Genomic DNA, 20,581 nt, shown 5'->3' on the forward strand with positions numbered 1-20,581 from the left:
AGGGGTTCCAGTCAACCGGATTTACGCCTGGGAGGCGAATATGAAAAAACTGTTTCTGCTATTGTTGTTTATTTTCAGTACGACTTTTGCTTTTGCTGATAGCACTTCTGACAGTACTTCTGACAGCACTGTCGGCCTTTCCGGCAACGGCTCTGCCTCAACTCAGTCAGTATCGGCTCCCCATGAACAAGACCGGGCAGCGCTTAAACAAATACTCAAGGAAATCGAAGCGGCAATTAATGCTATGGACTTCGAAGGTCTGTTCAAACACTTTGACGAAAATATCAGCGTTAATTTTATGACCAACGATATCGCAGTGGGTAAAGAGGCTATTATTGCCTTTTACAATAAGCTGTTTAAAGATGAGGGCGCCATCTTACAAAGCCATAAAACCACAGCCAGTCTGGGTGCCCCTGCCGTGTTTCACGATAACACCATTACAGCCTATGGCATGGCCAGGGATACGTTTGAATTAAAAGACGGTACTATCCATCACTTTGATACCCGCTGGACCGCCAGCGCTGTGAAGAAAAACGACCAATGGAAAGTCGTATCACTCCATTTTTCAGTCAGCCCCTTCGCCAATCCCATTTTGGAGCAACTTACCGGCAAGCTGGGACTGTTCAGCGTAGTCGCTTTTGCCGTGGGTATCATTATCGCTTTCTTTATCGCCCGGTTTGGCAGGCGCTCTACCACTTAACCCTTGGCCTTGGCCGACAACCGGAGGGTTTCTCCGGTGTCGGCTAAACCGGGCAGAAATACCCAACGATAGCATAAATACGACAAAACCATACCACCCACAATATCCACCATATGGTGCTGGTGCACCAACAACACGGAAATACTCAACAGCAACCACCAGAACATCATTAACAACAAAGGAATTCTGGGAACTGAAAAATAAAAAGCCAAATGCATAACGAAGGTGGTATAAGCGACGTGTAACGATGGAAAGAGATTGTGCGGCATATCCAATGTATATATCAAAGAAAACAACAACCCGGCATCAGTGTTAAAGGACGCCCTGGGAATTGCCAAGGTAGTCGGAAACGTAAAGAAAATTATCCCGGCAACCAGCGTCATAACTGTATAACTCAGAGCCCAGGGCTTCAAAGCCGTCTCGCGCAAATAGAACATCGGTAGCAATAGAAATAAAACCAAGGACAAATAGACATAAACAAAAGTGGGAACAAACGGAAGCGACAGCTCCCACTGGAAATACCAACGATACCAATCAGCTTGCCGTGTTGCCCACCAATTGGTGAAGCCGTACACCAAAAAACATTGCAAGTAGAGAAGCGTACCGACTCCCATATATTTTCTAAACAACGAACCGCCTGGCCACTTCATGATTGCCTACGCCTTACACGATAACGAGTTCTGCAGATTATATCGCAGCTGTCTGTTTTGACAGGTGCGTGTGAATCCCATTCAGCCGAATATAACTGGACTCGCGGCCGATTATAACATTACGAATGGCATGGTAAATGCATTTTTGGAATATAAAACAATTAATAATGAATGAAACAAAGATCACAGTATGTCGTTTTCCATAACAAGCAGAGAGATCAACCCGCAAATTGGTGTTTTCGCTGTGCCGGGCGATACGCTCTCAGCACAGAGTATTCTCATCGCCACTTTGATTAACAGGCACCCGGTCGAGTTATGCAATATGCCGGTAACTGACGGGATATTGAAACTACTGGAGGCGCTGCAACATTCCGGCGCCACCGTACGCCGCCAAAGTGATGTTTTGAGTTTAGACTATGACTCCATGAGTTCCTACAGCGAAACGACGTTAACAAACTTACTGGATGCACTGGACGAACCGTCCCTATTACTGCCTGCCGCCTTAGCACTCAACGGTGAAATCACACTAAACCGGGAACAACTTGCGCGGTGCACAACCACCCCCATGAGTGCAATCTCGCAAGTACTGGAAAGTTTCGGTGTAGCCGTGTCCGTCACAAGTGACAGCGTTTGTGCAAAAACCCATTTTTTTAAACCATCCAACATAAACTTGCAAGACTACCTCCATAGACAATGGCAGGACACAGAAAAGCGACAACAAAATGCCGCCTTAAACTTGTCTATGATTGCCATCATCACCGCCGCCGCCGTGACGCTGGGTGCCAGCACTGTGCAACTTCCTATCAGGCACCCTGTTGTGGACGAGTTACTGACGTTTTTAAAAGCCGGCGGTTACAGAGTAGCCCGCAAAGACCTGAGCGTAGCCATTACTCCGCCTCGAAAAGCCAAAAATATGGTGAGTTTCAACTTACGTCCTAACCCAAGTAACATTTTCGCATACGTAACCGCCGCCACGTTTTTCAATATCCCCCTGGTATTACGTAATGTACCGTTACAAACCGTAAAGCAACACCAGGCCGAAAAACTGTTATTAGAGCGCATGGGATTGAACATCGTCTACGAATGCAACTCCATGTATATTCCGGTAAGAGAGTCCGTCAAGCTATCCCCAATGGAGATCGACCTGGAAAAAACCGGCATACACCCAAACCATCTGGCTTTTTTTGCCTTAATGCTCAATCGCTCCCAAGGGCCCAGTTATATCCGTCCTTGGCCTGCGGAGCTGAATTGTATTATGGAGCTGGCGAAACTTGGCCTGCGACTGGAAATCGCCAATGACGTGTTGCGGATCAACCCAACACCACCCTACATTAAAGACAAAACCATCCATTGCCGCGATGAAAACGCGGCAATGGCGACCATGCTGGCCGGATTGAGAATTTCTGAAGGTACAACAATTATAGACACAACACCCGCTGCCACATCTGCCTGCAAATCATTGCATGCGCAGCTACACAATATTGGTTTTGAATCTGAGTTTTGCACTTTATAAGCGGTGTGTACCCTGTAACAAAACATACATTGCTTGCTTCAGATCAAACCACACTGTGGACAGATACAGACACCTCCGAATCTGTTCGCAGTTGTTTAAACATGTCCATGTAGGCATTCAACATGCGCGGGCTTTTTTGGCTGACTTGCACCATAAAAGTTTGCCAATCCAGACAAGCCGCTACCGCCCAGACCCCATCTGCCATACGCTGAGGAGCCGCAATCCGCTCACAGGGCAAACCCGAAAGACGCAGAGCGCGAAGCACCGACACTGACACCACCATATAAACATAGCGATAATTGTTCAGCATGCAACAACTGAACAGGCCCTGGTATAACACATCAGCTATACTCCAACCGTCGGTAAACCGAGAGGCGCGGTGAATTTTATCCACTGCCAAGCGGGTGACCTCACAACAGTTATTCTGTTTCAGTTTAGTCGCCGCTTCAGGCAACAACATACTGAATTCATTTTGCAGCATCCATGGCTGGTCCGGCCCGATGATTCTTAAAGTTCCTAATAAGTAATCCTTTTCGTATGCAGCAACATATGCAGCAAACTGATCATAGGAATCCCTTTCCCGCTTAGTAGGAGGTACCCAGTTTAGCTCTTCAAAAAACACTCGGGCGCGTAATCGGAATATGTCATCCCAGTGTTCTCGCATCAATCCACATTTAACCGTGTACTCAGAACCCGTGTATGTATAATCCCGAAGTAAGCCAAGTTGAGCATCAATTTGTAATTGCATAAAAATCTCCCAATCTTTTCATCATTGTTAAACCTACATGGATAGTTATGACGCATCGGCATCCGTTGCTGTCCTGTAGGTTTGAACAGGTCAGTTTGGCTTGAGATATGCGTATTGGAGTAACAGCGGGAAAATGAGCCGGATTTACTATAGGGCGCGTAATAGTTGGAACATAAAGAAAAAACGGAAAGGACTTTAATACATATATTTGGCAATTTGCAGAGTCATTTCGTCTGCCAAGGCAAACCGCATGCAGTTTTGCACCCGCAGGGCAATGAGGTCGTCAATGGAACACTGCATACGACCACTGATACAAATGGGGCTATCAATAGAAAAACGACGTTTATTTCGATCCAAAACCAATCCGTAGGACATCCCAACATTCAAATACGTCAGCGCATGGTGACGCAGGTACAAACTCACTTTGGGACTATTGCTGTATAACAACCAACTGGGCCAGTAAACCTGACAGGACTTTTCTCCATCTGTCCAAGCGGTGTCATTTTTAGGGCTAATGTAAAATAGAAGGAATCGTCGCGCACTGAAACACCCTAGAGCCGCCTCCAACATAGGGGGAACCATCATGCCCGGTAAAGGTGTACTGTACTTTGAGTGTGTCACGGAAATATTTCACTGGTTCATTAATTCGCTGGTCAAGTTTCACACAAACCGTTGAGCTTTACTCAAATTTTATTATCATAAAGCTTACGCAACCGGAGTCAATATGTAAACGTGGTGTAAGCAGGTTTGTTGTATCATTGATAAAGTTTTGTCACTCGATTTATACTCATAGGTGAATTATTGATTTTTTACTCAGAGACCTGTTATATGAGTCACTCACCGGCACTGAAGCAACGAGACTATCAACAACTCCTGGAAAATACACGCCAGTGCCTGGAAGACAAGTCTGAAAAATCCATCACTCAAGCTATGTCCACCTTACAAAACCTGGTGGGCTTTGAATATGCTGTTATCAGCCAGTTTGACCAAAAACAAAATATCCGCCGGATTCTGAAAGTTGTTAATCACAGTTACGACCTGCAATGGGTCGATGCCTATGTAAGCGAACAATATATTCAGATAGACCCTGTCATTGAACAGGGCATCAAGACTGTTGGTCCTTTTGAATGGTCCACGAATAAAAAAATCAAACCCAAACGACCGCAACAGTTTTTTAATGCCGCCAGAGATTTTGGATTAAAAACCGGCGTCGCCAATGTATTCACCTCAAAGCAAAAAGCTCCCCTGAGCCATGATTACTACACCGTCATCTCCATGGCCAATGTGGAAGAACCGCGAGTGGAGCTAAGCAAATATCTGTTGCAACTCATGTCACCCGTTTTGAGTGAATCGGTTTCCAAATGCACTACACGACAACCCGTTTGTCTGAGTAAAAGGGAAATAGAAATATTAAAATGGATGATGGCAGGCAAAAGCGCCTGGGAAACCAGCATCATTCTGTCCATCTCCGAACGCACCGTGCGATTTCATCTGGCCAATGTTTACAAAAAACTGGATGTGGTTAACTGCCCTCATGCGATAGGTGAAGCCATCAAACTGGGATTGGTATAGCGACCGTTCGTCAGTGTCTTCACTTCACTCTTGACTCTATAGTACACTACAGACTTTATACTTTGCCCCATGGAGTACACTTATATGTTACGCATCGGCGCTGTGGCAAAACAAACCGGATTAGGCATAGAAACCGTAAGGTTTTATGAGCGAGAAGGCTTAATTTCCAAACCTTCCCGAACCTCATCCGGCTATCGCCAGTACCCGGAGACAGTGGTCAAACAACTGCGCTTCATTCAACACGCCAAAAACTTGGGATTTTCACTCAAGGAAATCGCAGAGTTGATTAGCCTAAAAAACAGCACGGAAAGTAACTGCACAGGTATAAAACTGGCGGCGCAAGCAAGGCTGGACGATATTCAAAATAAAATCGATGCTCTGGAACGTATGAAGCAATCCCTGTTACCTCTGCTACAGCAATGCCAATCCGATAAACCTATTAGTGACTGCCCCATACTCAATAACTTAGATTCCAATTAAACCCGGGAGAACATTATGGGACAACGAAAAGTCGAAATATTCAGCGCAGGCTGCCCCTGCTGCCAAAACACCATTGACCTGGTCAAACAAATATCCTGCTCATCCTGTGACGTCATTGTTTTGGACATGAACCAGAACGACGTTGCGGCAAGAGCCAAGTCTCTGGGGGTTCATCGAGTACCCGCTATTGTTATTGATGGCAAATTGGCAGATTGTTGCTCGGTTTCCGCACCGGATGAAGCGGCGCTGCGCGCCGCCGGTATCGGCCAACCCCTGAGCTAGCACTCGTGGCAACGATGGTAAATTGCTATGTTTAACAACAATATGCATAACAACAGGCCGGTGTTTCCATCACCGGCCGCTTTGGATGTATGATGAAAAATATTTTCGAGAGATTCGGTTCCTTTGGCGCCGTGATTGCCGCCGCCGCGTGTCCGGTTTGTTTTCCCAAACTGGCTCTATTTGGCGCCCTGTTTGGTCTGGGGGCCCTGGCACCCTATGAAACCCTATTCTTTTTTGTAGCACAGGGCATGGTCGTCATGACACTAATAGCTCATGTTTTGTCCTATAAACATCAGCTCCGCGATAACCGAGGCAATAAAACCGTGTTGGTTCTGAGCCTGGGCTCTGGTGCTGTTTTTTTCCTATCATTATATGTATTGGTATGGGAGTATTTGTCCTATCTGGCGCTACTGGGTCTGATAGGCGCTGCCATTTGGCAAATTTTTTGGAACCGGCAGTGCAACCAATGCGAAACAGCCGCCTAGCCTCCTATTGAGAAAGAGAAAGCAATGAACCTGGAAGAATTCCTCCGAAACTACGAGCTGTACATTCGTTTGAGCTTTTTTTTCGGTGTGTTTCTATTAATCGCCTTTTGGGAACGACTGGCACCGAAGCGTGCACTGACCGTCTCCAAAACGACGCGATGGCTCAACAACCTGGGCCTGGTGGCATTGAACACAGTGATTCTACGTTTACTGTTTCCAGCTGCCGCGGTGGGCGTAGCCGCCTTTGCCTCGCAGCAAGGCTGGGGGTTGCTTCACTATTATCAACTGCCTGGCACAGTGGCGATTATCCTTAGCGTCATCGCTCTGGACTTTATTATTTATCTGCAACACGTGTTGGTACATGCCGTACCGGCACTTTGGCGCCTGCACCGGGTACACCATGCCGACCTGGACTATGATGTTACCACCGGGGCTCGATTTCATCCCATCGAAATTATTCTATCCATGTTAATCAAAATGGCCGCTATTGTGGTTTTGGGTGCCCCCGTTATCGCCGTTATTATTTTTGAAATTCTGTTGAACGCCACAGCCATGTTCAACCATGGTAATCTGAACTTGCCTGAGAGCCTGGACAAAGTGCTGCGACTAATCGTCGTCACGCCGGATATGCACCGAATCCACCATTCGGCGGAAGACGATGAAGCCAATAGCAATTTCGGTTTTAACCTACCCTGGTGGGATCGTCTTTTCGGCACCTACCGAACCCAACCCAGAGCCGGACACCAGGGTATGCTCATTGGTATCCACCACTACCGTAACCCGAAAATGGTCAACCGCCTGCCCGGTATGCTAAAACTGCCTTTTATAGGTAAAATTAGTGACTACACCATCAACCGGCGCCAGTGGACACACCCGGGTGAGCACTGACACGGCACCCAAAATCCTGCGTGGCGCGTTGTTTCTGTTACTCCTGGGCGCAATCGCCATCGCCGTACGCTACCGACAATACCTGGACAGTCAATCGTTACAAGCTTGGATCGATTCGGCAGGGATCGCCGGTCCCATACTGTTCATGGCGCTGTATGCATGCGCCACCATTTTATTTCTCCCCGGATCGGTACTCACACTGGCGGGCGGTGCCATGTTTGGGCCCTATTGGGGAACGCTGTACAACTTGACGGGAGCCACACTGGGGGCGACCCTGGCATTTCTCATCTCGCGCTATTTGGCATCGGACTGGGTGGAACACAAAAGCGGCGGCCACCTGCGAAAATTGAAGCAAGGCGTAGAAGATGAGGGCTGGCGCTTTGTTGCTTTTGTTCGCCTGGTCCCCCTGTTTCCCTTCAATTTATTGAATTACGCATTGGGCCTGACTCGTATCAAGCTGAGCCACTATGTACTTGCCAGTTATTTGTGTATGCTGCCGGGCGGTATCGCTTATACCTATGTGGGATATGTTGGACGTGAGGCCATCACGGGCAGCGAAGGCCTAATCCAAAAAGGTCTGCTGGCACTGGGTTTGATGGCATTAATTGTATTCCTACCGCGAATAATTAAAAGACTGCGCAGTAGCAAATATTGAGACGACAAACCCTTACTCTTGCTTTGAATGAGTAGCTTCCACCACGTCTGCCAATTCCTTCTCCACTGCCTCATCAATATGTATGGATTCGGAAATATCAAATACACCGGCATCGGGATCATTGTAAACTGCCAAATCCATCTTCCCTTCCGATTTTGCCACAATGCTGGAAACCACTGCATCTCCGGATACATTTACTGCGGTCCGTATCATATCCATAAGACGGTCCACGCCCAAAATCAAGCCAATACCTTCCACCGGCAAATTGACTTGCGCAAATACCATGGACAACATAACCAAACCCACACCGGGAACACCGGCAGTGCCGATGGACGCCAGTACGGACATCAATATGACCGTCAAATATCCGCCGATCCCTAGATCTACGCCGTAAACATTGGCAATAAATACTGTGGCCACACCTTGCATAATGGCCGTACCGTCCATGTTAATGGTGGCTCCAAAGGGCACTGTAAACGAACCCACGGAATTGTTTACTCCCAACCGCTGGGTTACAGTACGTAAGGTGATGGGTATGGTGGCATTGGAACTGGCGGTACTGAATGCGAATACTTGGGCATTACGAATTTTTCTCAAAAACAGCATGGGGTTCAATCCGGAAAACAGTTTCAGAACCACCATTAAGGTAACGAATAAATGGATCATCAGGGCACTGACCAATACCAGCACATACCCGAGCAACTGCCCCAACAGATCCAACCCTAAATCGGCCATAGACTTGGCAATGAGCGCAAATACCGCATAAGGTGCCGCCGCCATTACCAGCGTTACCATTTTCATCATAATCTCGTTGGCAATCTCCGCCGCTTCGATAAAACCTTTGGCCTTGCGTCCCACCATTAGCATGCTGATACCCAGCAGGATGGAAAAGAAAATAATCGGTAGCATATCCCCTTTGGCCATAGAGTTGATGGGGTTCTTGGGAATAATATCGATAATGACCTGACTCAACGGTGGAGCCTCTTTTCCCTGAAATACTGCGTCTGTCGCCTGATTCATCCCCTCACCAATACCGGCACCAGCCGCGATGGCGATAGCAACCGCAATGGCAATAGCGGTGGTGGCCATGTACAGCAAGAAAGACTTACCGCCGACACGCCCTAACGTTTTTACATTACCAATGCCACACACACCGCAAATCAGTGAGAAAAACACCAGCGGGACCACCAGCATTTTCAGGGCATTTACAAACATAGAGCCCAATGCGTGGAACAAACCGTCCACGATGTAGACGTTGACAAAACTACCCTCGGCATTCAATCCGGTAAGATTAAAAATCAAGCCTAGAACTATTCCCAGCCCCATACCCAGCAAAACCTGCACGGTCAGGCTCATTTTTTTCTTGGCATTCATTTATTTTTCCTTGGATATTGAAAAGCTGCAGTGAGAGCATAAACTCGCATAATCACTATCATATTGCAAATACGCCAACTGCAATTGCTCAATTATCCACCACTTTTCAGAACCATAACCCCGTCGCCGAGTGCTTGTACTTTGTTTCAAATAGGGGGCTTACGTGATTTCAACGCCGGGTACTGTGTCAGGATTTTGTCCGGAGTCGTTTTTTGGGAATGCGCTTTCTGCTGCTTGGAACCCAGCTTAGCGCTGACTGCCTGTGATTGGGTGCGAACTCGCCCGCCGGCGGCAACCGGCAGGCTAAAGCATCGGTTTAACGGCCGCTCTCCGCCTTTAAAATCTGTTTATCGGAATCAGGCTTCGCCTCCCATTTAGGTAAATAGTCGGCTTTTTTCTCAGCAATACTGGCTGCATTGGCTTTTGCCCATGCCAACCCTTCCTGATTCACGCTCACCTGCTCCGAAGCAGACAACCATTGTTGTAACTCATTTTCAGCTACTTGACCGTTCATTGGCCTAAAACTAAAACGTGCTTTCCAAAGTCCCATGCGAGCCACCACTTGCGCATAATACGTTTTCCCTGCCAACAAATCCGCTTTCATAAAATCCGCGCTTTCGCCAACGACCATGAACATATGCTCACCCGGATCTGTTTCGTAAGCAATTTGTTTTTTTGCCGACAGGGTGCCAATATAAGTATCCCCATCGTACAAGGTGGCCTGCACCGCACCACCGTAGTTAGATGGACGCAAAAACACCACCAAGGCTTTATCAGCTGCCGCCTTGTCAACCACATTCGCAGGAGGGACCGGGCTCATATGATGACTGACCGTGGCACACCCACTCATAAATAAAGCAAATACAGCTAAAAGAAAAAAAGATGCCGGTTTATTCATATATGTATCCTTCATTTTATGTATATTTCTAGCAACAAGATTCTACCATGTATATGCGTCTCGTAAAGCTCCAATTTATACCCGACAAAACCCAGCTAATCGCTCTGATTTGCCCAGGTAAAATATTCGTTAAATTTGCGTCACACATATAAACACCGGCCTCCCCCTACACGATATACATAGTGGATAAAGCAGACAAACAAAGGAGCCGCCTCCTCAACCACTAAGTTCGCAGCTCACACGAATAGGAGTACCGTTATGTCAATGCTGGAATGGGATGACAGCTATAGCGTTAAAGTAGAAATGCTGGATGAACACCACAAAACTCTGTTCAAAATAGTTAACCGATTTTACGAGACTGCGAAAAACAATTCAGATATCGCTACCCTGACTGAGATTTTCAAAAAAGTACTGGACTACACCCAGATGCATTTCAAAATTGAAGAGTACTACATGAAAAAACATGAGTACCCCACCTATGATAAACACAAACAAATTCATGAAGACCTGGTACAAAGAGCATCAAGCTTGCACGACGATATTCAAAGCGGAAAAGTAGGCGCCGTAGACAATGCTTGCACGTTCCTCAAAGACTGGCTGGAGAAACATATTAAAGGAGTGGACACCCAATACGGTCCTCACTTAAATCGCGCCGGGATGCATTAAGCCCATACCTTATCAGGCACTAACTTTAATGTAATTGAAGTAAAAGACGACCACCGAATTTTACGGAAATCAAAGTTTCCAGCTTTAATGGCCTCGCCGCTGTTTGATCCGATATAGTGAAGCGAAATTGGGACGCAGCGGTTACCACGGTGGCTAATGCTTCGTTAAAACCAAAGTGACGCCCCAGGCACATACGTGGTCCGGCACTAAAGGGGAGATAGGCGTTTTTGGGAATGTTTTCTTCGTTTAAAAAACGCTCGGGTCGAAACGCCTCTGCATCCTGCCAATAACGAGGATTTCGATGTAAGGTCCAAGGCGAGACCCAGACCACATCGCCTTTTTTAAATTGATGACCGCAAACCGTGTGTGTATGCGTACAGCGTCGCGACATCTGCCACACCGGCGGATACAAACGCATCGCTTCTTTAACAAAACAACGGCTGTACTTCATAGAATCCAACACTTTCTGGTCTAAGCTAAAACCTTTTATTGAAGCGGATTCCTGGTACACTTTCTCACTGCTCTGTCCTCCACGCGCCAAGGCGTAAAAACACCACACCATAAGATTGGTCACTGTGGAACCGGAAAAAATAAAATTCTTTAATTCATGGTACAGTTGCCCCGGTTCAATCCTCTGTTTTAAAGCTTGATACACACAGGGTCGGTTGTGTTGATCGCTTAGTGCCGACAACTGCTGAATCAGCCGATCAAACTGTTGGTGTATAGCACCCATACGGCTATTACGCCCCACAGGTAGCCACGGACAGGCCAGCAATAAACCTTCGACCACGGAAAAACGCATGGATTCCAATTGTTGCGCAAACGCCAATTGCTCATCGTTAACCTCGACACCAAAAATTAAGTAGCAAATGACTCGGTAAGACAATAAATTTACACACGCACCAATATCTAGCGCTTCTCCGCTATGCTTGGCTTGCTTAAAACGGGACATCAAATCGTTTAAAGCATGGTCCAATACGGGTTGCATTAAAGCATACTGCCCGTGATGCAGGCATTGCTTTGCGCCATTGCGGGCGCGCTTCCAGGGCTCGCCGCTGCTGGTAATAATTCCAGGGGCTACGAAAGCATTGAACAAACGATAATCCAGCGTATCTTTGTTAAAACTCAGATCGGTTTGCTTGAGTACGTGTTGTGCTAATTCCGGGTCATTGAATAAGTATACCGGCCAGGGCGTGCGTATTTTCACCCGATCACCCAACTGGGATGCCGTCAACAAAGATTGCAGCGGTTGACCGTACAAACGCCAGGCCGGAATCGATACCGAAGTCAGAGGAATATCTTTAGCTTGCTCTATGCTGCTGTGTGCACCGGAACCATCCGGCCTGGCGCGTAACGCTTCCCGATACAACTTAAGCATAAACCGGCTGTCCCAATTTTTGTTTCATGGCATGTGCTAATTGCTGCACATGAGGCTCTGTCAACAAAGTGAAATGATTGCCGGGAATGGCGCAATAATCCACCGTACGTGAGGTAAACGCCTGCCAGTGCTCGGCGGATTGCTTATTTCCCAGAGAATCGCCGGCGCCAAACAAAATCAAGTCCACATCGCAATCCTGTAGACCATAACGACACACGGACTCCAGGTTATAACGAAAGGCGTTAATAAAATCTCTGGCATTGTCTAAATTAAAATTATGGGGAGACAACTTGAAGCGTTGCATCATGGACAACACCAAATTCAACTGCCGCTCCGGCGCAATACTAAAAAGTAAGGGAGAGGGCAGCCATTGCAACCAATTGAGCCGAGTACCGACGGTGACTTGCAGTATCTGATCCATGATATTAAACACCGACGCATCCAATTGCTGCAGCTCGGCCTTGCTGAATCGCACCCCCATTAACTGAAAAGCCATCAGCCGCAGCAGTTTTGTCAGCAAGTTTTTTGAGTAACGCATCTCAGAGGGTATCTTAACGGAAAAACCTTCACCGATAAATTTGACCAGGGATACAAAGGCGCTTGTTTCCACGTTTCTATACGCTTTTCTATTACCCCTGTTTGAATTGCTCTTTGCATTCCCCTTCGCAACCGTTTTGCTATCTCGAAGTGATACTGTGGCGTGCGCATCTGCATAAGGCATTTCGGAATCAATCAGCAGCACGGACTGAACCACTTCACCCTGCTGCAATAAATGCTTTGCCACGGCCACCGCCATCACCCCGCCCATGGACCAACCGCCCAGCACATACGGCCCTTCGGCTTGCACGGCTTGAATCTGCTGTGCATACAATCGCGCCAACTGATCCAAATCCACAAACTTTTGTCCGTAAGGATATTGCAAACCGTAGACAGCGTAGTGATTATCCAATTCTTTGGCCAAGCGTGCATAGGCCAGCACATTGCCGCCCGGCGCATGCACCAACCACAGAGGTTTGCCCTTGTCACTACGATGTAAGGGCACAACTATGGAATGAAAACCGGAAGTGGACTGGGACTCGGCGCCGGTATTGGACTGCTGTCGCAATCGCTGCGCCAAGGACAAAATATTGGGGTTGGCTAAAAACTCGGCCAGGGTGAGCGTCTGTTGCAACTGGGTTTCGATGGCATTTAATATTTTAAAGATAGTTAGGGAATCCCCCCCCAGATCAAAATAATTATCACTGAGCTTAATGCCTTTGCGTCCCAAAATCGACTCCCAAATTTGAGTCAGATGAAATTCAGTAAGATCATAAGCCTCATCAAACAAGCGCGTAATAAACGCGGATTCCTTATCCTTACCTGAAGAATAGTTCGGTTTGGGTAACTTCTTGTAATTCACTTTACCGTTGGGAAGCCGCGGTAACTGGGTCAATCTCTCGTAATAGGCCGGCCACAAAATGCGTGGCAACCCCGCTTTGACATGACCTGCAACTGTCTGGACAATATCCACACCGGTATCAGCCACTAAATAGCAAATAATTTGTTGTCGCCCTCGGTGTTCCCTGGCATGAACCACACACTCTTTGACTGCAGTTAACGCATTGATGTGGTTTTCCAGCTCTGCCAATTCAACCCTAACCCCGTTGATTTTCACCTGATGATCTTGCCGACCCAGAAACTCCAAATCCCCACTGGGTAAACGCCGACCGTAATCTCCGCTGCGATAAACCTGCCGGGGAGTTGCATGCTGACCATTGCCATCCTTTATCAGATCGCTATAAGGAAAAAATACCTGCGAACTCAGTTCCGCTTGCTTGTAATAGCCCGGCAAATAAAACCCGGGACTAATACAAATCTCCCCTATTTTATCGTCGTCGATACATTGACCGGCGGCATCCAACAAAAAGACTTGCGTATCGTCCATGGCTTGACCAATGGGAATGGTCCCCCGTTCGGCATCCTGCGGGCGGACAAAATAGGCTACTTTGGTCATCACGGTTTCCGTAGGACCGTAACTGTTAATCAACTGCGCCGTTTCACCCGATCCATACCAAGCCGCCACATCGAACGGCAGTAAACGTTCGCCCGCCAGCAAAACATAGCGCAGCGTAGATAATGGCGACGCCTGCCCGCCATTGCTCGGAAACAATAAACGCAGCACGGAGGGAATGGTATGCAACACGCTTATGCTTGATTGCTGCAACCATTGGCGTAATTTATCTCCGCTCAAGAAGGTTTCGGTGCGCGCGGGAATACACACCGTGCCACCGCAACACAAGGGTGTAAATACATCTCGTAAGAACGCATCGTAAAACGGTCGGCTTAGCTGACTGACACGACAACCGGCCGTTAGAAACAGACTTTGTCTTTCCCACTGCACAAAATGCCAAATCCCCGCCCCGGTCCCGGCTATGCTCTTCGGTTGCCCGGTGGAACCGGAGGAATGATAAACATAACTGATGCTATTGGGATCTTTTTCCAGACCCGTTGCTGAGTTTTGCTGCCATGAATCTGAGGAATAGGCGTTTGACAGCAGCGATTCCAGACCCAGCAATTGACAGGAACAATCCCTGCCAAGGTCTTTTGCAAGCGCTTCACTGGCCGTATCAAACAACAGCAGCTTGGCTTGCACATGGTGCAACATGGCTCGCAAACGATCCGACGGATCTTCCGGATTGAGCGGAATAAAAACCCAACCCAAGCGAAACAAAGCCAACATCAAGGGAATCACGGTCCAGCTGTCATTGCACAAAACCACAACCGGTACTTCATTAGCTTCGTCGATTGCGCTTTGTTGCAAATGGTAACAGAGTTGCGCTACTTTCTGCTCCAGCTGCTTGTAAGACAAGCGCCTGTCACCCTGCTCAATGGCCACGGCATCAGCATGTGTCTGTATCATAGCGCTTACTTGTCCCAGCAATGACTCCTGTCGTCGTGACACCATAGTCTGCCCCATTAGTTAGACGCTCCGGAAACGGAAAACACGTCCAGGAATACGTTAAAACTCAACACAATCATTAACCAATCGTCTTCGTACGGCAAATTGAGTCGAAACCCGTCTTGCGTATATTGTTGTCGCAAGTATTCCACGCTGTCGGGATTAAAATAACCCTGGCGCTTGATACGATCATAGGACAAAAGGTCATTAACCCATTCCAGGTTCTGTTGCAGTAAGGCATCGCTGCCGCGCGCATGAAAACCGAACTTTTGCCGCTGTGCGATTCGGGCCGGCAGTTGGGAGTTAGCCAACTGCCGTAATATCACTTTCTCCTGCCCATTTTGTATTTTCAAATGAGCCGGTAAGGTGGCAGAAAACTCCACCAAGTCTTTATCCAAAAACGGATAACGCACTTCCACCGAATGCGCCATACCCATGCGGTCGCCATGATCGGAAATTAAATGCTCGGACAAACGCAACTTAAAATCCAAGTAAGAACGTTGATCCATGGGATTGCGCCCACGCAGCATATCCACATCTACCGGACTATGGTTTATGCAATTGAAATCAGTGAAGTGTTGATTGATTGGGTCGGAGTACAGGGCTTTTTTGCTGTCTTCAAAAGCATGGTATTCGCGTTCGTAGTAACAATATTCATCACCCCACAAGGTGTTGCGGTATTGCCGCTCCAAAGCATGCTGTAAATCATCGGCAACAGTCTCATCCGAGTCCGCCAGAGAATCCAAACGGTAGCCTACGTAGCCGGCGAAAAACTCGTCCGCCCCTTCCCCGGACAACATCACTTTGTAGCCCGCATCACGTACCGCCTGGGACAAAGCCATAGAACACAAATTGTAAGACTCTTTCACGGCACACTCGCTGTGATAAATCATGCGTTCAAAGGCTTGGGGAGAATAATCGTAGCTGAAAGGAATATTGTGCAAACGGGTTCCGCAATGAGCAGCCACCGCCTGTTGATAAGACGATTCATCCTGTTCTTTCTCATTGAACACAATCGAGTAGGCAGGCACCGCATCGGTGCTGATCTGGGAAGCCAGCCCTAGAATCAACGAGGAGTCCAAACCACCGCTCAAATAACACCCCAGCGGTACATCGGATTGCAAACGATAAGCAATGGAACGGGTCATTAACTCTTGTAACTGCTGCAAATATTCCTCATCCGACTTTCTTGCTGTGGCGCTTTCCGAGTAGCTATCTGTTGAACTTAAGGGATAATCCAAATCCCAATAGCGGCGCATTTGAATATCACCGTGTTGCACCAAGGCATAGTGTCCGCTTTTTAAACTGTGAATGCCTTGAAACAAGGTCGTTGGACTCACCAGACCGGGGAACGTCATGATTTGATCCAGACCACGCAGATCCACCGCGGCATTCACTTTGGGATGTTGCAGCAGCGCTTTTATTTCCGAGGCAAAAATCAGCTCTTTCTCTGCCAGCGTATAAAACAGCGGACAAATACCAAAGTGGTCCCTGGCCAGCATTAAGCGCCGCTGGCGCATATCGTACAAAGCAAAGGCAAACTGGCCGTTGAGGCTTTTAACGAAATCCGGGCCTTGCTCCAGGTATAGATATATGAGTACTTCCACATCGGACTGGGTTTTGAATTGAATATTCTGATCTTGCAACGATGCTTTGAGCTCGCGGTGATTAAAGATTTCCCCATTGCAAATCAATACCACCGAGTTATCGTGAGAGAACAAGGGCTGGTCGCCGCCCTCCGGGTCCATAATTTTCAAGCGCCGAAAACTCAAACCCACGGACTCATGCACAAAACAGCCGCTGGAATCGGGACCGCGATGCTGCAAACGTTCACTCATGCGAGCCAGCACCGCCTCTTCCGGTTTACCTTGGCCGCTTAAATGTACCATGCCTGCAATTCCGCACATGCCCCTACCCCAACACACTCTTGCTGCGTTCTAAGGATAAAAAGCTATGCACGGGCGGCAACGGCGCCAGCCAGTCCGGGGCCTCACCCCGAAACGGTTGGCACGCCACCCACGGCTCCGCCTCAGTTAAAGGACCAATCATGGCTGCCAAGATCGAAGACCAACGATTAAGAGGTCGATAACAGGAAAAACACGCCACCGCCTGCGCGCCCAATGCACTTTTCATCCAATAATTGGTACGACCCAAATGCAGTAATACAGCATTGTTGTGGATGGCATATTCCAGATCATCCACCAACATGCACTTGAGCAACTGGTACTCCCGGTTATCCTGCTCGGTCACACCAAAAAAAGCACTTTCCACCACGCCATTGACCTTATAGCGGGTATTGAACGCCATTAAACGTTGTCCGAGAAAATAGCCTTCTATCTGATAACGCTCCAAAGGTAATTGCCGCCGCAAGGAAACAAAATAGTCCACCCCCAGATACGGACCTTTGGCTTTGGCTCTTTGGTAAACCGCGGCGTACAAAGCATCGATTTCCGAATGATAACGTTCCAGATCTGCAAGACTGAGCAAGCGACGCTGCAAAGGTTCTGCGGCACGTCGAATTTGCTTGATGCGGGTGCGATATTTACTTTTGAGGCTGGCCATGTAGTCGTTTAAACTGTTCCACTGCTGTGGTATGGGTAAGACCATGGTGGGCGGCAAACTCAAAGAGGCATAGCCACCAAGCACTTTGGCATGACTCATGTCGTGCTGTAAGTCTTTTAACAGCAACAAACCAAAACCTGCGCGCTTTCGTACTCTCACGCGAACCCGCTCTGCCACTGCTTCAAGTAAGGCAGCCCTGTGCTCAGCGTCTACATGCTCTGCAAACAGCAAACCCTGTACACCCGTACTGACCACATCACCACAAACGATCATGGTCACAATGGGTCTACGACTCAAGCAACGTACGATCGCCACACGCTGCAGCGCTCTAAACCAATTTGCATCCACCAAAAGGTCGTTGAGGCTCAGGCTATACTGCTGAAAAATCAGTAATGCACACGCCCGTCCCTGCTCGGAAACCACCGCGTAGTGAAACTGTAAACCACGTTGACGCAATATACCTTCTTGTGCCGCCAGAAAAGGCGCACCCTGAAACAGACCGGTATCGGCGGTATCCAACTGCTGCCACACCAATGGCGGTATGTCATGCACAGTGCCGTACAATTGGATAGTGGCTTTCATGACTTTCGTAGCTTTCATGGCTTTCGCACCGAGTGCGTCATAGTGGACTTAAGCCGCGTTATAACATCACGACAGATCTTCCCGGTGGATCGAAACGGCTGCTCTCGGTCCGTCAAACCAACCGTAAAAGGTGCACGCATTAAGTCCCAAAACCCCAGCGGATAGTGGTGATTCCTCACACCCACATCTGTAGCGTTACGATGAGGAAACCACCAGGTGCCGAATAGTAAATCCCAAAAGATAAAGGTATTGCCAAAATTGTGATTGGAAACCTGCGGCTCTCTGGCATGATGCCAACGATGCAGCTCCGAAGTACTCATGACATAGTTAAGCAAGCCATAGCGAATATTAATATTGGAATGTTGAAAAAATGCATGGATGTCGAACAACACAAAATACAGCGCCAAGACTTTTGCATCGATGCCAAGAAAATAAAAAGGTAGTATACCGAACACGAACAACATAGCCGTTTCCAGAGGATGATCGCGCCCCACATTGAGCCAGTACAGTTTTTGCGGCGAGTGATGCACGGCGTGAAAACGCCACAACCAGGGCCATTGATGCAAAGCGCGGTGCATCCAATAAATGGCAAAATCCACCATTAACATGATCACCACTGTCTGCAACAACAGCGGCCAATGATGCGGCCAAACCGCTAGGGCTTGTGGTTGTGATAACACCTTGCTGTCCAGCGCCAACAAAAATGCCGTCGCCAAAATCAATTCCGGTAATAGAAACTGCATCAATACCAGAAAACTCAGATCGGTAGGAACATCCTTGCGATTGGGCAACCAGTACCGCTGAAAGGGATAACGCCATTCCAGTAACGCAATACAAACCACCGCCAGCAACACAGGCAGATAAACACTCCAGGCCAATCCCAGTTCCAGGTCCAGTAAGCACCAATGCAGTAACAAGGCACCCAACATAACCGCCAGGTAGCTCATACTGGATAGCGGCGAACCGCTTTCAGATTTAGATACCGCGCTATGGGAATGTGTCACCCAGTCAGCCCTCCGCTTGTTGCGCTCGACGCAAACGCTTAACTCGATGTAACAACCGTTGCGCTAACTCGGCATAAGTGCTAAACGGCAGTTCCCGATCCGCCAACCCCTTAATAAACGGTGTCCGCATTTGATTGAAGAATCCCTGAGGATAATTGTCATTTTTTAATCCAATATCGTGAAATTGCGCATGAGGAAAATACCAGGTACCGAACAGCATATCCCAGATACTTAAGGTGTTACCAAAATTGTGCTCTGAAAGCTGCGTATCACGAGCATGATGCCATCGGTGCAACTCGGAGGTGCTCAGCAAATAATTTAAGAAGCCGTAAGAAATATTAATATTGGAATGCTGGAAAAAAGCATGGGAACCGAAGATCACCACAAAAAAAGCCAATACCGATTCATTGACACCCATGACCATAAAGGGCATTAAGCCAAAGCCAAACAGAAACAAGGCTTCCAGGGCATGATCGTGGTGCACATTGAGCCAATACAATTTTTTCACCGAATGGTGTACAGCATGAAAACGCCACAGCACAGGAATACCATGCAGGCCCCGATGTACCCAATAGGTGGAAAAATCAATGAGCAGTGCCATCAGCACAAACTGGGCTAGCACAGGCCAATCATGGGGCCACCAATGGCTCAGTGTCTCGCTACTGAGAACGCCGGACTGAGCCAGGGCAAACAACACCAACATCAGCGCCAACTGCGGCAGAATCATTTGCAAAAACACCAAAAAGGTGAGGTCTGTGGCTATGTCACTTTTATCAGGACACCAGGGCTTATGGAAGGGGTAGTAACGCTCCAATAAGTTAATCGCCACAATGGAAAATATCACCGGCACATAGGCAGCCACCGCCAAGGGAATGGAGGCCCATAACAGCAAAAAATGTAATCCCAAAGCCGAAGCCATCACCGCCGGATAGGCCAGGCGCAGCCCCCATGTTTCCAGGTTTCTAACCATTGACCACCTGTTTTTATGCTTTCAGCCACCACCACCCAGTGACCTACTTTTCATACTAAGGGTATAACGCAGGAATCAGACAACACCGTCGCATAGAAATCGATGCACGGCCCCAGACTGCTAACATATGCTAACTGCTTTAAAAGAGATATAGTACTAAATCATTAGTTGCGAGGTTAGATTTTTTGATGCACTCGACTTGCGTTACCCTATCAAGGGCTACCCAACCAGGGTAT

At 47.9% G+C, this 20,581-nt stretch carries 20 protein-coding genes; 9 read left to right on the forward strand and 11 right to left on the reverse strand.

Annotated features, from left to right (window positions below):
- Nucleotides 1-40: 40 nt before the first annotated feature.
- A complete protein-coding gene (locus OEY58_07345) occupies nucleotides 41-700 on the forward strand; it encodes a nuclear transport factor 2 family protein (GenBank protein MDH5325263.1) in 660 nt (219 codons plus the stop codon).
- Here the strand turns inward: OEY58_07345 and OEY58_07350 are convergent.
- Nucleotides 697-1,350, reverse strand: a complete 654-nt coding sequence (locus OEY58_07350; GenBank protein MDH5325264.1) for a hypothetical protein — start codon at nucleotides 1,348-1,350, stop codon at nucleotides 697-699. The two genes, OEY58_07345 and OEY58_07350, sit on opposite strands and share 4 nt — an antisense overlap.
- Nucleotides 1,351-1,540: 190 nt before the next feature.
- On the opposite strand from OEY58_07350, the gene OEY58_07355 reads away from it, so the two are divergent.
- On the forward strand, nucleotides 1,541-2,863 hold the full coding sequence (locus OEY58_07355) for a hypothetical protein (GenBank protein MDH5325265.1): 1,323 nt from the start codon (nucleotides 1,541-1,543) through the stop codon (nucleotides 2,861-2,863).
- A 43-nt stretch (nucleotides 2,864-2,906) separates the two neighbouring features.
- Here OEY58_07355 and OEY58_07360 read toward each other — a convergent pair whose 3' ends face one another.
- Together OEY58_07360 and OEY58_07365 are read right to left on the reverse strand one after the other, a co-directional pair.
- Complete coding sequence (locus OEY58_07360; protein MDH5325266.1) at nucleotides 2,907-3,611, reverse strand: GNAT family N-acetyltransferase; 705 nt, start codon at nucleotides 3,609-3,611, stop codon at nucleotides 2,907-2,909.
- A gap of 195 nt (nucleotides 3,612-3,806) precedes the next feature.
- Entirely contained in the window at nucleotides 3,807-4,232 is a 426-nt protein-coding gene (locus OEY58_07365; protein MDH5325267.1) for a hypothetical protein, read from the reverse strand.
- A 207-nt stretch (nucleotides 4,233-4,439) separates the two neighbouring features.
- Here OEY58_07365 and OEY58_07370 point away from each other — a divergent pair, with 207 nt between their 5' ends.
- The 6 genes from OEY58_07370 (at nucleotide 4,440) to OEY58_07395 (ending at nucleotide 7,973) form a co-directional block, all read left to right on the forward strand.
- Complete coding sequence (locus OEY58_07370; GenBank protein ID MDH5325268.1) at nucleotides 4,440-5,183, forward strand: LuxR C-terminal-related transcriptional regulator; 744 nt, start codon at nucleotides 4,440-4,442, stop codon at nucleotides 5,181-5,183.
- 84 nt (nucleotides 5,184-5,267) lie between these two features.
- A complete protein-coding gene (locus tag OEY58_07375; protein ID MDH5325269.1) occupies nucleotides 5,268-5,663 on the forward strand; it encodes a heavy metal-responsive transcriptional regulator in 396 nt (131 codons plus the stop codon).
- Between the two features lie 12 nt (nucleotides 5,664-5,675).
- Nucleotides 5,676-5,945 carry a thioredoxin family protein gene (locus tag OEY58_07380; GenBank protein ID MDH5325270.1) on the forward strand — a complete coding sequence of 90 codons (270 nt, stop codon included), beginning with the start codon at nucleotides 5,676-5,678 and terminating at the stop codon, nucleotides 5,943-5,945.
- A gap of 89 nt (nucleotides 5,946-6,034) precedes the next feature.
- A complete protein-coding gene (locus tag OEY58_07385) occupies nucleotides 6,035-6,430 on the forward strand; it encodes a hypothetical protein (protein ID MDH5325271.1) in 396 nt (131 codons plus the stop codon).
- A gap of 24 nt (nucleotides 6,431-6,454) precedes the next feature.
- On the forward strand, nucleotides 6,455-7,318 hold the full coding sequence (locus OEY58_07390; GenBank protein MDH5325272.1) for a sterol desaturase family protein: 864 nt from the start codon (nucleotides 6,455-6,457) through the stop codon (nucleotides 7,316-7,318).
- The gene (locus OEY58_07395) at nucleotides 7,269-7,973 is read left to right on the forward strand and encodes a TVP38/TMEM64 family protein (GenBank protein MDH5325273.1); all 705 of its coding nucleotides are present in this window, start codon (nucleotides 7,269-7,271) and stop codon (nucleotides 7,971-7,973) included. The genes OEY58_07390 and OEY58_07395 overlap by 50 nt, the downstream gene beginning before the upstream one ends.
- A 12-nt stretch (nucleotides 7,974-7,985) precedes the next feature.
- Here OEY58_07395 and OEY58_07400 read toward each other — a convergent pair whose 3' ends face one another.
- Entirely contained in the window at nucleotides 7,986-9,347 is a 1,362-nt protein-coding gene (locus OEY58_07400) for a dicarboxylate/amino acid:cation symporter (GenBank protein MDH5325274.1), read from the reverse strand.
- Between the two features lie 316 nt (nucleotides 9,348-9,663).
- Complete coding sequence (locus OEY58_07405; GenBank protein ID MDH5325275.1) at nucleotides 9,664-10,245, reverse strand: hypothetical protein; 582 nt, start codon at nucleotides 10,243-10,245, stop codon at nucleotides 9,664-9,666.
- A gap of 258 nt (nucleotides 10,246-10,503) precedes the next feature.
- Here OEY58_07405 and OEY58_07410 point away from each other — a divergent pair, with 258 nt between their 5' ends.
- Nucleotides 10,504-10,911, forward strand: a complete 408-nt coding sequence (locus OEY58_07410; protein ID MDH5325276.1) for a bacteriohemerythrin — start codon at nucleotides 10,504-10,506, stop codon at nucleotides 10,909-10,911.
- Nucleotides 10,912-10,936: 25 nt separating this feature from the next.
- On the opposite strand, the gene OEY58_07415 is transcribed toward OEY58_07410, so the two are convergent.
- The 6 genes from OEY58_07415 to OEY58_07440 are packed head-to-tail and all read right to left on the reverse strand — an operon-like array spanning nucleotide 10,937 to nucleotide 20,345.
- Nucleotides 10,937-12,289, reverse strand: a complete 1,353-nt coding sequence (locus tag OEY58_07415) for a cytochrome P450 (GenBank protein ID MDH5325277.1) — start codon at nucleotides 12,287-12,289, stop codon at nucleotides 10,937-10,939.
- Nucleotides 12,282-15,233: an AMP-binding protein gene (locus OEY58_07420; protein ID MDH5325278.1), complete on the reverse strand. Its 2,952-nt coding sequence runs from the start codon at nucleotides 15,231-15,233 to the stop codon at nucleotides 12,282-12,284. Before OEY58_07420 ends, OEY58_07415 begins: the two co-directional genes overlap by 8 nt.
- A gap of 11 nt (nucleotides 15,234-15,244) precedes the next feature.
- Entirely contained in the window at nucleotides 15,245-17,134 is a 1,890-nt protein-coding gene (gene asnB, locus OEY58_07425) for an asparagine synthase (glutamine-hydrolyzing) (protein ID MDH5325279.1), read from the reverse strand.
- Between the two features lie 4 nt (nucleotides 17,135-17,138).
- On the reverse strand, nucleotides 17,139-18,389 hold the full coding sequence (locus OEY58_07430; GenBank protein ID MDH5325280.1) for a peptidogalycan biosysnthesis protein: 1,251 nt from the start codon (nucleotides 18,387-18,389) through the stop codon (nucleotides 17,139-17,141).
- Nucleotides 18,386-19,375: a sterol desaturase family protein gene (locus tag OEY58_07435; GenBank protein MDH5325281.1), complete on the reverse strand. Its 990-nt coding sequence runs from the start codon at nucleotides 19,373-19,375 to the stop codon at nucleotides 18,386-18,388. The genes OEY58_07430 and OEY58_07435 overlap by 4 nt, the downstream gene beginning before the upstream one ends.
- A gap of 4 nt (nucleotides 19,376-19,379) precedes the next feature.
- Nucleotides 19,380-20,345: a sterol desaturase family protein gene (locus OEY58_07440; GenBank protein ID MDH5325282.1), complete on the reverse strand. Its 966-nt coding sequence runs from the start codon at nucleotides 20,343-20,345 to the stop codon at nucleotides 19,380-19,382.
- Nucleotides 20,346-20,581: the final 236 nt, after the last annotated feature.

It is taken from the genome of Gammaproteobacteria bacterium (assembly GCA_029882975.1).
Taxonomy (GTDB): domain Bacteria; phylum Pseudomonadota; class Gammaproteobacteria; order SZUA-152; family SZUA-152; genus JAJDNG01.

What these genes read in the sequence shown, in the direction of transcription:
- OEY58_07420 (MDH5325278.1), bottom strand. Translation starts at nt 15,233, where the DNA reads ATGGTGTCACGACGACAGGAGTCATTGCTGGGACAAGTAAGCGCTATG.
- asnB (MDH5325279.1), bottom strand. Translation starts at nt 17,134, where the DNA reads ATGTGCGGAATTGCAGGCATGGTACATTTAAGCGGCCAAGGTAAACCG.
- OEY58_07405 (MDH5325275.1), bottom strand. Translation starts at nt 10,245, where the DNA reads ATGAATAAACCGGCATCTTTTTTTCTTTTAGCTGTATTTGCTTTATTT.
- OEY58_07385 (MDH5325271.1), top strand. Translation starts at nt 6,035, where the DNA reads ATGATGAAAAATATTTTCGAGAGATTCGGTTCCTTTGGCGCCGTGATT.
- OEY58_07390 (MDH5325272.1), top strand. Translation starts at nt 6,455, where the DNA reads ATGAACCTGGAAGAATTCCTCCGAAACTACGAGCTGTACATTCGTTTG.
- OEY58_07355 (MDH5325265.1), top strand. Translation starts at nt 1,541, where the DNA reads ATGTCGTTTTCCATAACAAGCAGAGAGATCAACCCGCAAATTGGTGTT.
- OEY58_07360 (MDH5325266.1), bottom strand. Translation starts at nt 3,611, where the DNA reads ATGCAATTACAAATTGATGCTCAACTTGGCTTACTTCGGGATTATACA.
- OEY58_07375 (MDH5325269.1), top strand. Translation starts at nt 5,268, where the DNA reads ATGTTACGCATCGGCGCTGTGGCAAAACAAACCGGATTAGGCATAGAA.
- OEY58_07410 (MDH5325276.1), top strand. Translation starts at nt 10,504, where the DNA reads ATGTCAATGCTGGAATGGGATGACAGCTATAGCGTTAAAGTAGAAATG.
- OEY58_07350 (MDH5325264.1), bottom strand. Translation starts at nt 1,350, where the DNA reads ATGAAGTGGCCAGGCGGTTCGTTGTTTAGAAAATATATGGGAGTCGGT.
- OEY58_07430 (MDH5325280.1), bottom strand. Translation starts at nt 18,389, where the DNA reads ATGAAAGCTACGAAAGTCATGAAAGCCACTATCCAATTGTACGGCACT.
- OEY58_07415 (MDH5325277.1), bottom strand. Translation starts at nt 12,289, where the DNA reads ATGCTTAAGTTGTATCGGGAAGCGTTACGCGCCAGGCCGGATGGTTCC.
- OEY58_07440 (MDH5325282.1), bottom strand. Translation starts at nt 20,345, where the DNA reads ATGGTTAGAAACCTGGAAACATGGGGGCTGCGCCTGGCCTATCCGGCG.
- OEY58_07370 (MDH5325268.1), top strand. Translation starts at nt 4,440, where the DNA reads ATGAGTCACTCACCGGCACTGAAGCAACGAGACTATCAACAACTCCTG.
- OEY58_07345 (MDH5325263.1), top strand. Translation starts at nt 41, where the DNA reads ATGAAAAAACTGTTTCTGCTATTGTTGTTTATTTTCAGTACGACTTTT.
- OEY58_07400 (MDH5325274.1), bottom strand. Translation starts at nt 9,347, where the DNA reads ATGAATGCCAAGAAAAAAATGAGCCTGACCGTGCAGGTTTTGCTGGGT.